General features: G+C 66.0%; 11 protein-coding genes. 6 read left to right on the top strand and 5 right to left on the bottom strand.

Features of this window, described 5'->3' with window-relative positions; all coding sequences use genetic code 11:
- Nucleotides 1–45: 45 nt before the first annotated feature.
- The 5 genes from ACTJIL_RS00340 to sucC form a co-directional block, all read right to left on the bottom strand.
- Nucleotides 46–1,692 carry an NAD+ synthase gene (locus ACTJIL_RS00340; RefSeq protein WP_440753642.1) on the bottom strand — a complete coding sequence of 549 codons (1,647 nt, stop codon included), beginning with the start codon at nt 1,690–1,692 and terminating at the stop codon, nt 46–48.
- 18 nt (nt 1,693–1,710) lie between these two features.
- Nucleotides 1,711–1,953, bottom strand: coding sequence for a hypothetical protein (locus tag ACTJIL_RS00335; RefSeq protein WP_440753641.1), 243 nt, complete (start codon nt 1,951–1,953; stop codon nt 1,711–1,713).
- Nucleotides 1,954–1,987: 34 nt separating this feature from the next.
- A complete protein-coding gene (locus ACTJIL_RS00330; RefSeq protein ID WP_440753640.1) occupies nt 1,988–2,386 on the bottom strand; it encodes a BrnT family toxin in 399 nt (132 codons plus the stop codon).
- Between the two features lie 24 nt (nt 2,387–2,410).
- Nucleotides 2,411–3,286 carry a succinate--CoA ligase subunit alpha gene (gene sucD, locus ACTJIL_RS00325; RefSeq protein WP_440753639.1) on the bottom strand — a complete coding sequence of 292 codons (876 nt, stop codon included), beginning with the start codon at nt 3,284–3,286 and terminating at the stop codon, nt 2,411–2,413.
- Nucleotides 3,287–3,406: 120 nt separating this feature from the next.
- Nucleotides 3,407–4,573 (bottom strand): ADP-forming succinate--CoA ligase subunit beta, encoded by a 1,167-nt coding sequence (gene sucC / locus ACTJIL_RS00320; RefSeq protein WP_440753638.1) that lies wholly within the window; start codon nt 4,571–4,573, stop codon nt 3,407–3,409.
- 389 nt (nt 4,574–4,962) lie between these two features.
- On the opposite strand from sucC, the gene ACTJIL_RS00315 reads away from it, so the two are divergent.
- The 6 genes from ACTJIL_RS00315 to ACTJIL_RS00290 all read left to right on the top strand — a co-directional run bounded on the left by ACTJIL_RS00315 (nt 4,963) and on the right by ACTJIL_RS00290 (nt 14,022).
- Nucleotides 4,963–6,582: a sensor histidine kinase gene (locus ACTJIL_RS00315; protein ID WP_440753637.1), complete on the top strand. Its 1,620-nt coding sequence runs from the start codon at nt 4,963–4,965 to the stop codon at nt 6,580–6,582.
- 514 nt (nt 6,583–7,096) lie between these two features.
- Nucleotides 7,097–8,521, top strand: coding sequence for a sigma-54-dependent transcriptional regulator (locus ACTJIL_RS00310; protein WP_440753636.1), 1,425 nt, complete (start codon nt 7,097–7,099; stop codon nt 8,519–8,521).
- 812 nt (nt 8,522–9,333) lie between these two features.
- Entirely contained in the window at nt 9,334–9,753 is a 420-nt protein-coding gene (locus ACTJIL_RS00305) for a pilin (RefSeq protein ID WP_440753635.1), read from the top strand.
- A 134-nt stretch (nt 9,754–9,887) separates the two neighbouring features.
- Entirely contained in the window at nt 9,888–11,615 is a 1,728-nt protein-coding gene (gene pilB / locus ACTJIL_RS00300) for a type IV-A pilus assembly ATPase PilB (RefSeq protein WP_440753634.1), read from the top strand.
- A 272-nt stretch (nt 11,616–11,887) separates the two neighbouring features.
- Nucleotides 11,888–13,150 carry a type II secretion system F family protein gene (locus ACTJIL_RS00295; RefSeq protein WP_440753633.1) on the top strand — a complete coding sequence of 421 codons (1,263 nt, stop codon included), beginning with the start codon at nt 11,888–11,890 and terminating at the stop codon, nt 13,148–13,150.
- An 11-nt stretch (nt 13,151–13,161) separates the two neighbouring features.
- On the top strand, nt 13,162–14,022 hold the full coding sequence (locus ACTJIL_RS00290; RefSeq protein WP_440753632.1) for a prepilin peptidase: 861 nt from the start codon (nt 13,162–13,164) through the stop codon (nt 14,020–14,022).
- Nucleotides 14,023–14,067 lie beyond the last annotated feature (45 nt).

Here is a 14,067-nt window from a genome sequence, read left to right as displayed (position 1 = left end):
AGTGGGAGGATCCGCGAACACGTTGCCCGCATGGCGGGCAGGGGTCTATCCCGTATATCCGTTGCTGATCGGATAGCGCCTTTCGCGCCCGAACGCGCGCCGCGAGACCTTCGGCCCCGGCGCCGCCTGGTGGCGCTTCCACTCGCTGGTGCGCACCAGCCGCAGCACGCGGTCGACGGTGGCGGCATCGAAGCCCGCGGCGAGGATCTCGTCGCGCGCCTGCTCCTGGTCGACGTGGCGCAGCAGGATCGCGTCGAGCACGTCGTAGGGCGGCAGCGAATCCTGGTCGAGCTGGTCGGGCCGCAGCTCGGCCGACGGTGGCCGCGCGATCACCGCCGGCGGGATCACCGGCGCCCCGGCCACCGCGTTGCGCCACTTCGACACTGCGAACACCTCGGTCTTGTACAGGTCCTTGATCGGCGCGTAGCCGCCGCACATGTCGCCGTAGATCGTCGCGTAGCCGACCGCGTATTCGCTCTTGTTGCCGGTGGTCAGCAGCAGGCCGCCGAACTTGTTCGACAGCGCCATCATCAGCGCGCCGCGGGTGCGCGACTGCAGGTTCTCCTCGGTGGTATCGACCGCGCTGCCAGCGAACACCTCGCCCAGCGCATCGAGGAAGCCCTGGAACGGCTTCTCGATCGGCAGCGCCAGCAGCTTCACGCCCAGCGCATCGCACTGCTCCTGCGCCAGGTCGTTGGACAGCCCGGCGGTGTAGCGCGATGGCATCCGCACCGCGGTGACGTTGTCCGCGCCCAGCGCATCGACCGCCACCGCCAGCACCACCGACGAATCGATGCCGCCCGACAATCCCAGCCAGACCTTCTCGAAACCGTTCTTGCGGCAGTAGTCGCGCGTGCCGAGCACGATCGCGCGCCAGGCCAGCGCCTCGCGCCCCTCGTCCTCCTCCACCGGCCAGGCGACCGGCGTGAAGGCGCCGGTGGCGGCGTCGAAATCCGCGACCAGCCAGTGCGCCTCGAACGCGCGCGCGGCCGGGTGCACGTGGCCGCCGGCATCGGCCAGCAGCGAGGCGCCGTCGAAGACCAGTCCGTCCTGCCCGCCGACCGCATTGAGATAGGCCAGCCCCACCCCGCTGCCACCCGCCCGCGTCTCGCGCGTGCGCGCCTCCAGCAGCGCATCGCGCTGGGCGTGCTTGTCGCGCTCGAACGGCGAGGCGTTGGGCACCAGCACCAGCTGCGCGCCCGCGTCCACCGTCTGCGCCAGCGGCTCCGGGAACCACAGGTCCTCGCAGATCAGCAGCCCGACGCCAACGCCGTTGACGTCCACCACGCACGACCCGCCGTCCGGATCGACATCGAAGTGGCGGCGCTCGTCGAACACCGCGTAGTTGGGCAGCTCGCGCTTGCGATAGCTGGTTTCCACCGCCCCGCCGCGCAGCACGCTGACCGCGTTGTAGACCACGCTGCCGGCCGACTGCGGCCAGCCGACCATCGCCACGATCCCGTCCACGCCCGCGGCGATGCGCAGCAGAGCCGCCTCGCAATCGATCAGGAATTGCGGCCGCACCAGCAGGTCCTCCGGCGGATAGCCGCTGAGCGCCAGCTCGGGGAACAGCACCACGTCGGCGCGATGCAGGTCGCGCGCCTCATTGATCATCGCCGCGATGCGCTCGGCATTGCGGGCGATGGCGCCGACCGGGAAGTCGAACTGGGCGAGGGCGATGCGGAGGCTCATCTGCGATTCCCGGTCATATCAGGCCGCGCGCACGTCGCGCACGGCCTGCTCGACCACCTTCGGGTCGACGCCACGCGCCTTGAGCGCTTCGGCCAGACGCGCAGTCGTATCCGTCGACAGGTATTCGGCCTCGTCGCGGCGCAGGCATTCGCTGATGTAGGACTTGAGCAGCGTCTGGTAACCGGACATGCCCCGGATCGGGGCGATGGCCTTCATCGAATCGACCACGTCCTGCGGAATCCGCAGCGTGATCGAAGTCATCGGCCGATCCCTGGACAGGCGACGCTTGAGAGTGTCATTGAGCATACAAAACCTCCTCTTCGGGAGTGGCGCGACGTGCCGAAACCAGGCGCAGGGCTTCCGCTTCGACCATCACGTGCACGACGTACAGCAGACGACCACCGACATCGAATCCGATCAGCGCATCACGCGGTTCGTCGTTGCGCGATGCGTCCACCAGCACGAACAGCGGATCAAGGAACGCAGTAGCAGCTTCCTCGAAGGCCACGCCATGCTTGCGCAGGTTCGAGCGCGCCTTGTCGGCATCCCAGACGAAAGCATTACCGTGATAGTCGAAGTGCACATCCATGTTGGCGCCATGTTGCTCCTTTGTATTGACATTGTCAATACAAATACCCAAACCCGGACTACTGGCAGTGCCAAACGAAAGGCCGCCCGAAGGCGGCCTTTCCATCAGCAATCCAGCGCGGCTGAAACCTCAGCCCTTGAGCCGCTTCGCAATTGCCGCACCCAGGTCGCCCGGCGACTTCACCGTGGTCACGCCCGCCTTCTCCAGCGCCGCGAACTTGCCTTCCGCCGTGCCCGCGCCGCCCGACGCAATCGCGCCTGCATGGCCCATGCGCTTGCCCTTCGGCGCGCTGGCGCCGGCGATGAAGCCGACCACCGGCTTGGTCACGTATTCGCTGATGAATTCGGCCGCTTCTTCCTCGGCCGAACCGCCGATCTCGCCGACCATGATGATGCCCTGGGTCTGCTCGTCGTCCTGGAACAGCTTCAGGCAGTCGATGAAGTCCAGGCCGTGGATCGGGTCGCCGCCGATGCCGATGACGGTCGACTGGCCGAGCCCGGCGTCGGTGGTCTGCTTGACCGCTTCATACGTCAGCGTGCCCGAGCGCGACACGATGCCGACCTTGCCGACCGTGTGGATGTGGCCCGGCATGATCCCGATCTTGCACTCGCCGGGGGTGATGATGCCCGGGCAGTTGGGGCCGACCAGGACCACGTCGTCGTAGCCCTTCAGCGTGTTCTTGACCCGCAGCATGTCCAGCACCGGGATGCCCTCGGTGATGCAGACGATGACCTTGATGCCGGCGTCGGCCGCCTCGAGGATCGCGTCGGCCGCGTACGGCGGCGGCACGTAGATGACCGAGGCATTGGCGCCGGTGTCGGCGACCGCTTCGGCGACGGTGTTGAACACCGGCAGGCCGAGGTGTTCGGTGCCGCCCTTGCCGGGGGTCACGCCGCCGACGACCTTGGTGCCGTAATCGAGCATCTGCTCGGCGTGGAAGCTGCCCTGGGTGCCGGTGAAGCCCTGGACGATGACCTTGGTGTTCTTGTTGACGAGAACGCTCATGTAGCGGGAATCCTTGAATGATTCATGTAGGAGCGGCTTCAGCCGCGAGCTCTTGCTTTCGGGTTGCGGCTAGAAAAGCTCGCGGCTGAAGCCGCTCCTACAGGGTGGGATTGTTCGGGATCAGGCGGCCTTCGCCGCCTCGACCGCCTTCTTCGCGCCGTCGTTGATGTCGTCGGCGGGCGTGATCGCCAGACCGCTCGACTTCAGCAGCGCCTTGCCCTCTTCGACGTTGGTGCCTTCCAGGCGCACGATCACCGGCACCTTGACGTCCACTTCCTTGACCGCGGCGATGATGCCCTCGGCGATCATGTCGCAGCGCACGATGCCGCCGAAGATGTTGACGAAGATCGCCTTCACTTCGTCAGACGACAGGATCAGCTTGAACGCCTCGGTCACGCGCTCCTTGGTGGCGCCGCCGCCGACGTCGAGGAAGTTGGCCGGCGTGCCGCCTTCGAGCTTGATCACGTCCATCGTCGCCATCGCCAGGCCCGCGCCGTTGACCATGCAGCCGATGTTGCCGTCCATGGTCACGTAGTTCAGGTCGTACTGGCTGGCCTTCACTTCGGTCTCGTCTTCCTGGCGGATGTCGCGCATCGCGGCCAGGTCCGGGTGGCGGAAGGTGGCGTTGTCGTCGGAGTTCACCTTGCCGTCGAGCACGGCGAGGTCGCCGGACTTCAGGATCGCCAGCGGGTTGAGTTCCACCAGCGCCAGGTCCTTCTCGTTGAACAGCTTGTACAGGCCCAGCATGATCTTGCTCAGCTGGTTGACCTGCTTGGCGGTCAGGCCCAGCGCGAAGCCGAGATCGCGGGTCTGGTAGGGCTGCAGGCCCTGGACGAAATTGACGTTGAGGGTCTGGATCGCGTCCGGGTTTTCCTCGGCGGTCTTCTCGATCTCCACGCCACCATCAGACGAGGCGATGAAGGTCACCGACTGGGTGCCGCGGTCGACGAGGACCGAGAGATACAGCTCCTTGGCGATGTCGGTGGCCTGGGTGACCAGCACCGAATCGATCGGCAGCGCCACGCCGGCCGACTGGTAGGTTTCCATCTTGTGGCCGAGCATGCCCTTGGCGTACTCGCGCACCTCATCCAGCGTGCGGGCGAGCTTCACGCCGCCGGCCTTGCCGCGGCCGCCGGCATGGATCTGCGCCTTGACGACCCAGAAGTCGCCGCCGATCGCCTTGGCGGCGTCGACCGCCTCTTCCGGCGTGCGCGCGACGCGCCCGGCCGGGACTGCAATGCCGTAATCGGCAAACAACTGCTTCGCCTGGTATTCGTGGAAATTCATGTGGGGTCCGTGCGTGGGAAGACAGGCCGGCCAAAGGCCGGACCGCGGGCGGCCGTCGCTGCCGGGTGGGCAGCCAATGGGCGCAGGCGGGCCCGACATTCTCGCCGATGCGGGGGCCGCGGGCAAAACCGACCTTGGTTGCAGGCTCCGGACGGCGGACACGCAGGCCGGGCTTGCGCCTAACTCGCGCCGGACACAGGGGGTTGCAACCGCGAAAGCGCCCGTGGGAGCGGTTTCAGCCGCGAGCCCCCGGTTCCTGGCCCCTCCCCGTGAAGGCAGCGGGGAGGTTGGGGACAAGGCTAGCGGCTGAAGCCGCCCACCAGACGCCTTGCCCTGCCCCTGCACCGCTGCCGCCTATACTCGGCCCACGTCGCCGCCAGGATGTCGCTTTGCCGCGCAAGCCAGCTCGCCCCGTTGCCGCCGAAGACGCGTTGCGCCGCGAGCTGTACCTGTTCGCGCTGTACCGCACGCTCGAGGCCTCGCTGCTGGCGCTGATGGTGTTCAGCCCCTTCGGGGGCCTGATCGGCGAGCCGCGCGACCGGTTCCTGGCCAGTACCGTCGCCATCGCCTACCTGCCGATGGCGCTGGCCCTGCTGCTCGCCTCGCGCCGCGATCACTCCTCGCTGGCCTGGCAGGCCTGCGTCGGGGTTGCGGTCGACATCACCGTCGCCGCCCTGATCACCCACGCCGTCCCCGGCGCCGCGCCGGGCGTGGCGATGATGCTGCTGTTCAACGTCGGCGCCGCGGCGCTGCTGGTGCCGCTGCCGCTGGCGATGGGCATCGCCGCCGCCGCCGCGGCCGCGGTGGTGGGCGAGTACCTGTGGATCTCCCTCGGCGGCGCGCCCGCCGAGCGCCCGTTCGCCGAAGTGCTGATGTTCTCGGTCAGCTTCTTCGCCATCGCCACGGTCAGCAACCTGCTCGGGCGGCAAGTGCGCGAATCCCACGCCGTCGCCGACCTGCGCGCCGCCGAGGCCGCCAACCTCAACGAGGTCAACGGCCTGATCATCCGCCGGATGCGCATCGGCGTGCTGCTGGTCGACGGCAGCGGTTTCGTGCGCCGGGCCAACGAAGCCGCACTGATGCTGCTGGGCGACATCGACCCGGCCGCCGACGGCAAGCCGCGCAACCTTCGCGACATCTCCCCGGCGCTCGCCACCCGGCTGCAGGAGTGGCGCAAGAGCGAAGTCGCCAACGACGCACCGATCCTGCTCGGCGCCGAGGAGCAGGTAGAAGTCCTGCCCCGCTTCGCGCGCCTGCTGGTCGACGGCGAGACCACGCTGGTGTTCCTCGACGACACCTCGCTGGTCTCGCGCCGCGCCGAATCGCTGACCCTGGCCGCGATGGGCCGCTTCTCGGCCAGCCTCGCCCACGAGATCCGCAACCCGCTGGCGGCGATCAGCTACGCCACCCAGTTGCTGGAGGAATCCAACAACCTCGACGACGGCGACAAGCGCCTGCTGCAGATCGTCCACCAGCAGTGCATGCGCACCAACGGCATCGTCGAAAGCGTGCTCGGCCTGGCCCGCCGCGAACGCGCGCAGCCCGAGAACCTGGACCTGGTGGCCTTCGTGCGCCGGTTCCTCGACGAGTACCTGGAGACGATCCCGCCGGACCTGGACGAGATCAAGTTCAGCCACGGCATCCCCTCACTGCCGGTGCTGGTCGACCCCCGCCACCTGCAGCAGGTGCTCACCGTGCTGCTGCAGAACTCGCTGCGCTACGGCCGCATGCCCGGGCAGCCGGCGCGGGTGATCCTGCGGGTGGAACGGCGCGGCGACAGCCCGGTGATCGAAGTCCTCGACCGCGGCCCCGGCATCCCCGACGCCGTGGTGGCGCAGCTGTTCCGCCCGTTCTTCACCACCTCCGAGCACGGCACCGGCCTTGGCCTCTACATCGCCCGTGAACTGTGCCGCGCCAACGGCGCCAACCTCGAATACATCGCCGTCCCCGCCGGGGGCGCCTGCTTCCGCCTCACCCTGCCGGGCCCGGACGCCCTGCCCGCCGCATAGGCCGGACCTGCCGGAGTTGGCGGGAATGACAGTCCGGCCCCCATTTCCTCGTTCAAGAGAGAGCGGGGGTGGTGCAAAGCACCGGATGAAGGCGCGAGTGCAGCAAGCACGCTTCTGCTCCTGCAGGATCAACCACACGCACCACTGCTCCCGTACCCCAAATCCGCTCCCGATCAAAAGCTGTTCGGGAGCAAGCTCTTCAGGCCTCCTCTCCCGCGAACGGGAGAAAGGCCCGTGCACTCCATCCGAGAAAAAATCCCGTCGCCATCCGTTCCCGCCAACCCGACAATGCCTTCATCCGGCACACCGCCCGCCCACCGGCTCGAACTGGCGACCACATCCGGCCGCTCCCATCGACCCCGCCGCACGCCATCCCCACCCCACTCGACGGCAAAAACGCAAAAACGCACTGCAGCACGCTCCTCCCGTGTCCTGTGTTCCCTGCAATGCGCGTAAAAGGCTTAAAATTGCCCTACTTGGTCACCTGACCAGTCCCCCAGCAAGGTTCCCGTGCATGAGCGAGACGCGCAGCGCCCTGATCGTCGATGACGAACACGATATCCGCGAGCTGCTGGTCCTCACCCTGGGCCGGATGGGCCTGCGCACGGATACCGCGCCCACCCTCGCCTCGGCGCGCGAGATGCTGGCCACCGTCTCCTACGACCTGTGCCTCACCGACATGCGCCTGCCCGACGGCTCCGGGCTGGAACTGATCAGCGACATCTCCACCCGCTTCCCCAACACCCCGGTGGCGATGATCACCGCCTTCGGCAACGTCGAAGCCGCGGTGGAAGCGCTCAAGGCCGGCGCCTTCGACTTCGTCGCCAAGCCGCTCGACATCAACGTCCTGCGCGGCCTGGTGCGGCAGGCGCTGGAACTCAACACCAAGCGCCAGGCCCAGCCCGAGGAAGCCAGCCGCCTGCTTGGCAATTCCGATCCGATGGTGGGCCTGCGCCAGACCATCGCCAAGGTCGCGCGCAGCCAGGCCCCGGTGCACATCAGCGGCGAATCGGGCACCGGCAAGGAGCTCGTCGCCCGCACCATCCACGCCCAGGGCGCGCGCGCCGGCGGGCCGTTCGTGCCGGTTAACTGCGGCGCGATCCCCTCGGAGCTGATGGAAAGCGAGTTCTTCGGCCACAAGAAGGGCAGCTTCACCGGCGCCCACGTCGACAAGCCCGGCCTGTTCCAGGCCGCCGACGGCGGCACCCTGTTCCTCGACGAGGTGGCCGAGCTGCCGCTGTCGATGCAGGTCAAGCTGCTGCGCGCGATCCAGGAAAAGAACATCCGCCCGGTCGGCGCCTCGATCGAGGTGCCGGTGGACGTGCGCATCCTCTCGGCCACCCACAAGGACCTGTCCGCGCTGGTCAACGATGGCCGCTTCCGTCACGACCTGTACTACCGCATCAACGTCATCGAACTCGACGTGCCGCCGCTGCGCGAACGCACCGGCGACCTGCCGCTGCTGTCCGACGCCATCCTCCAGCGCCTCGCCCACGCGATGAAGCGCACCACGCCGAAACTCTCGGACGACGCCCTGGCCGCGCTCGAGGCCTATCCCTTCCCCGGCAACGTGCGCGAACTGGAGAACATCCTCGAACGCGCCCTGGCCCTAGCCGACGGCGACGCCATCCACGCCGACGACCTGCGCCTGCCGGTGCAGCAGGGCGTGACCCCGGCCGTGGTCGCGTCCGCCTTCGTCAGCGCCAACGCCGCCGCCGCCAGCAACCCCGGCACCCCGGCCACCCCGCCCGACCCACGCACCCTGGGCCCGCGCGAAACCGCCAGCAGCGCCCTACCCTCGTACATCGAGGAAATCGAACGCGCCGCCATCCAGCAGGCCCTGCAGGAAAACCGCTACAACAAGACCAAGGCCGCCGCCGCCCTGGGCATCACCTTCCGCGCCCTGCGCTACAAGCTCAAGAAGCTCGGGATCGACTGAGCCAGGCGTCGGGACGCAACTCCAACGGCCGTAGGTCGGGACGCCCCCGACCCCGCGCAACCAACCCTCGCCCGTCGCACGCCCGCCGTCAAAGCCGTTGGGGCAGTAGCCCGACCTATGCCGCCACCTCCGACCTGCGCGCCGCCCCCGCATCGTCGATGACCGTCTCCCACCCGCGGCGCAGCTGCCTCCCCAATACGCCAGGCCCACGCAGCCAGCTGCGGCTCGCGCCATGCCGCCATGCGACCAGTCCACGCACCAGACTCGAGCCGCTGGCATCGACGCTTTCCATAGCCGGCCCCACAACCCAACAAGGCCGCATGTCGCAACGGCACGCCCCGGCCACGCCGGTGCCGCCATCCTCGATCGAATGCACCGCATCCCGCGCACCGGGCGCAGCGCCCATTGGCTCGTCATCCATTGCCCTTGCGCGCACGCGAATGACGCCAGCGGCAGAATCCGCCCACGGCCAACGCCCGGCAAGTACGCACCGACTCGCTGCGCTCAGCACCTAGTCGGAAACATCCGCATTTGACGAACATCACAATTCGACCTCGGCCGCACGCCAAAAGTGACATTTCACGTCATCACTGCTCAATAAAACGACCTTCAGCGTCACCTTCTGCTGCGCTGCGCCAGCGCCGTTCCGTGAGCCTGATTGCAGATCGGGATATCAGAATCCTTCCCGGCTGCATTGGCACGCGTTGTGCGTATATTCCCTTGCACGTGCGGTGTCGCACGGCAGCCGACGGACCGGAACACCGGACCACACCCGGCACGTGAAGTAATCAATCACTCCTAGGGGAAACACCATGAAGAACAACCAGCAAGGCTTTACCCTGATCGAACTGATGATCGTCATCGCGATCATCGCCATTTTGGCCGCCATTGCGCTGCCGGCTTATCGCGACTACACCATTCGTGCCAAAGCATCCGAAGGCCTGGCGCAAGCGAGCGCCGCTAAGGCAACGGTCGGTGAGAATCTGGCTGATGGCGGCACCGCGGATGCTTGCACCGGGGTGAATGCTGGCACGATCGGTATGACTACGCTCGGTTGCACTGACGCTGGCGCCGGCGCTGGCCCGGTGACCATTGATGCAAGCGTCAACACCGGTTCGGTCACTGTGACTTTCGACTTGGTTGGCACCATGGACGCCACGAGTGGCGGCGTCGTCTGGGATTGCAACAACCCGAGCGAAGTGAAGTATGTGCCGGCAGAATGCAGGCAGTAACAAAGCTTTCGTTTGATGTTCTACAGAAGGCCCCGCAATCGCGGGGCTTTTCTGTTCTGGATCAAGTTCGACAGCCATCTACACCTTGATTCTCGGCGTCGATCCTGCCGAACTGGATGGAGTAGTCTTCGCGTATGAGTACGATCTTGAGCGCAAATATGCTTGGAATCACTGGCATTGCCCGCCGTCTGGTACTTGACGGTGCGTTGGACGAATCAGCTGCACGTGAGGCGCTAGACAAGGCCACCCAGGAACGCAGACCTATCGCAGGCTACTTGCGCGAGCACAAGCTGGTGACTTCGGCGCAAATGGCCGCCGCCAACTCGATTGAGTTCGGCATGCCGGTGTTCGACCCAACCACCATGGATGGGGGCCAAAGCGCCATCAAGTTAGTGAAGGAAGACCTGCTGCAAAAGCACGCCGTGCTCCCGCTGTTCAAGCGCGGCGGCAAGCTGTTCGTCGGTACCGCCGACCCCACCAATACACACGCTCTGGACGAGATCAAGTTCCACACCAACCTGGTGGTGGAGCCGATCCTGGTAGCCGAGGACATGATCCGCCGCACCATGGAGCTGTGGCTGGAGAACAACGACAGCATCGGCGACGCTCTGGGTGATGACGACGGCCTCGACAACCTCGACATCAGCGGCGGTGATGAGGACATGGCTGGCGGCGACGCCGGCGTGGAGGCAAAGGACGACACCCCGGTGGTGAAGTTCGTCAACAAGGTATTGATCGACGCGATCCGCCGCGGTGCCTCGGACATCCACTTCGAGCCCTACGAGGCCGATTACCGAGTGCGCCTGCGCATCGACGGCCTGCTCAAGCAGGTAGCCAGGATGCCGGTCAAGCTCAACCAGCGCATCACCGCGCGCCTGAAGGTGATGGCGCAGCTGGACATCGCCGAGAAACGGGTGCCGCAGGACGGGCGCATGAAGCTCAACCTGTCGAAAACCAAGCAGATCGACTTCCGCGTCAGTACCCTGCCCACGCTGTTTGGCGAGAAGGTGGTGCTGCGTATCCTGGACGCCAGCGCGGCTCGGCTGGGCATCGACAAGCTGGGTTACGAGCCGGAGCAGCAGAAACTGTTCCTGGATGCGATCCAGAAGCCCTACGGCATGGTGCTGGTCACCGGCCCCACCGGCTCGGGCAAGACGGTGAGCCTGTACACCGCCCTGGGCATCCTCAACGACGAGATGCGCAACATTTCCACCGTCGAGGACCCGGTAGAAATCCGTCTGTCGGGCATCAACCAGGTGCAGCAGAACACCAAGCGTGGGATGACCTTCGCCGCAGCGTTGCGCAGCTTCCTGCGACAGGACCCGGACGTGATCATGGTCGGCGAGATCCGCGACCTGGAAACCGCCGAGATCGCCATCAAGGCCGCGCAGACCGGTCACATGGTGCTGTCCACCCTGCACACCAACGACGCGCCGCAGACCATCGCGCGCCTGATGAACATGGGCATCGCACCGTACAACATCACAAGCTCCGTGACCCTGGTGATCGCCCAGCGCCTGGCGCGGCGACTGTGCAACAGGTGCAAGAAGGAAATGGAACTGCCGGACCACGCGCTGCTGGCGGAAGGCTTCACCGACGACGAGGTGCACGAGGGCCTGCAGCTGTTCGATGCGGTGGGCTGTGACGAATGCACCGAGGGCTACAAGGGACGCGTGGGCCTGTACCAGGTGATGCCGATGAGCGATGAGATCCAAGCCATCGTGCTGCAGGGCGGCAATGCGATGCAAATCGCTGAGGTCGCCGAGAAGGCCGGGGTGCGCGACCTGCGGCGTTCGGCGCTTGACAAGGTACGGGCCGGGGTGACCAGCCTGGCCGAGATCAACCGCGTAACCAAGGATTGAGCACCTCGCTTTTGGGTGTTGTGTTGTGTGGTGAGTGAGTGTGGGAGCGGCCATGGCCGCGATAGGCCTCCAGTAGAGCATCGCGGCCATGGCCGCTCCTACAGACCCGGCAGGCCCCACAGGGGAGAACAATTTCGGCACGGGCGGGCCGGAACCTCCGGAATCCTGTCCGCCGTCACACGCGGGCGCTTCACATGCGGCCGCAACCGGCTACCATCGCAGACTGGGGCTCCGGCGATGCCGGACGCCGGGGAACTAGGGGAAAACACATCATGGCCGTGACCCGCACCGCGCTCAAGAACCAACCGCGCCCGCAACGCGACGGCGTGACGCTCGCCACCTACGTCTGGCAAGGCACCGACAAGCGCGGCGTCAAGATGAAGGGCGAGCAGCAGTCGAAGAACGCCAACCTGCTGCGCGCCGAGCTGCGCCGCCAGGGCATTACGCCAACAGTGGTCAAGGTCAAACCCAAGCCGCTGTTCGGTGCCGCCGGCAAGCCGATCAAGCCGCAAGACATCGCGAGTTTCAGCCGCATGATCGCCACCATGATCAAGTCGGGCGTGCCGATCGTGCAGGCACTTGAGATCATTGGCAGCGGCAACAAGAACCCGCGCATGCAGAAGCTGATCGGCACGATCCGCAACGACATCGAGAACGGCTCGTCGATCTACGAGGCACTGAGCAAGCACCCGGTACAGTTCGACGAGCTCTACCGTAACTTGGTCAAGGCCGGCGAGTCGGCGGGCGTGCTGGAGGTGGTGCTGGACACCATCGCCACCTACAAGGAAAACATCGAAGCGCTGAAGGGCAAAATCCGAAAGGCGCTGTTCTACCCTGCCATGGTCATGGCAGTAGCGCTTCTCGTCAGCTCCATCCTGTTGATTTTTGTAGTTCCTCAGTTTGAGGACGTGTTCAAGGGATTTGGTGCTGAGCTACCCGCATTCACGCAGATGATTGTCAACGCATCGCGCTTTATGGTGAGCTGGTGGTGGCTCATCCTTGGTGTAATTATCGTTGCCATTGTGGCGTTGATCATGGCGTTCAAGCGATCACCAAGATTTCAGCACTTGGTCGATCGTTTGATGCTGAAACTGCCGATCGTCGGTCAGATCTTGCACAACAGCGCCATCGCACGGTTCGCGCGCACGCTGGCAATTACCTTCAAGGCCGGCGTGCCGCTGGTGGAGGCGCTGGACACAGTGGCCGGTGCGACGGGCAACACGGTATACGAACAGGCCGTGAAGCGCATCCGTGATGACGTCTCTGTTGGCTACCAGATCAACATGGCGATGAAGCAGACTCAGCTTTTCCCACACATGGTCACGCAGATGACCGCTATCGGCGAGGAAGCCGGTGCGCTGGACACCATGTTGTTCAAGGTGGCCGAGTTCTACGAGCAGGAGGTCAACAACGCGGTGGACGCGTTGGCCAGCCTGATCGAGCCGCTGATCATGGTGTTCATCGGTGTGATCGTCGGCGGCATGGTGATCGGCATGTACTTGCCCATCTTCAAGCTCGGCGCCGTGGTCGGCTGACGCAGGTCTAGATGGCATTCCTCGACCAGAACCCGGCGCTGGGCTTCCCGGCCGCGGCGGCCCTCGGCCTCGCGCTGGGCAGCTTCCTCAACGTCGTGATCCTGCGCCTTCCGAAACGGCTGGAGTGGGAGTGGAAGCGCGACAGCCGCGAGATCCTCGGCGAGCCGGACCTGTACGACCCGCCGCCGCCGGGCATCGTGGTGGAGCGGTCGCACTGCCCGCACTGCGGCCACCAGTTGAGCTGGTACGAGAACATCCCGGTATTCAGTTGGCTGGCGCTGCGCGGCAAGTGCCGCAGCTGCAAGGCACCGATCTCGCCGCAGTACCCGCTGGTGGAACTGCTGACGATGCTGCTGGTGCTGGCCTGCGTGTGGCAGTTCGGCTTCGGCTGGCAGGGGTTTGGCGCGATCGTGCTCACGTGCGTTTTGATTGCGCTGTCCGGCATCGACCTGCGCACCCAGTTGCTGCCCGACCAGCTGACCCTGCCGCTGATGTGGCTGGGGCTGATCGCCTCGGTGGACAACCTGTACATGCCGGCCAAGCCTGCGTTGGTGGGTGCGGTGATCGGCTATCTCAGCCTGTGGTCGGTGTGGTGGCTGTTCAAGCAACTGACCGGCAAAGAAGGCATGGGCCACGGCGACTTCAAGCTGCTGGCGGCGCTGGGCGCGTGGATCGGGCTGCAGGGGATATTGCCGACGATCCTGCTGTCGTCGCTGGTGGGCGCGATCGTCGGCTCGATCTGGCTGGGGATGAAGGGCCGCGACCGCGCCACTCCGATCCCGTTCGGCCCGTACCTGGCGATCGCCGGCTGGATCGTCTTCATGTGGGGCGAGCAGATCATCGGCGCCTACCGGCAGTACGCCGGCATCTGATCCGTCGGCCGGGGCGACGCCCCCGGCACAATCGCCGCAAGAACT

Origin of the sequence: Luteimonas sp. 22616 (genome assembly GCF_052044325.1) — a bacterium.
GTDB lineage: Bacteria > Pseudomonadota > Gammaproteobacteria > Xanthomonadales > Xanthomonadaceae > Luteimonas.
The sequence above is the reverse complement of the archived record's forward strand: the minus strand, read 5'-3'. Positions and strand labels throughout refer to the sequence as shown.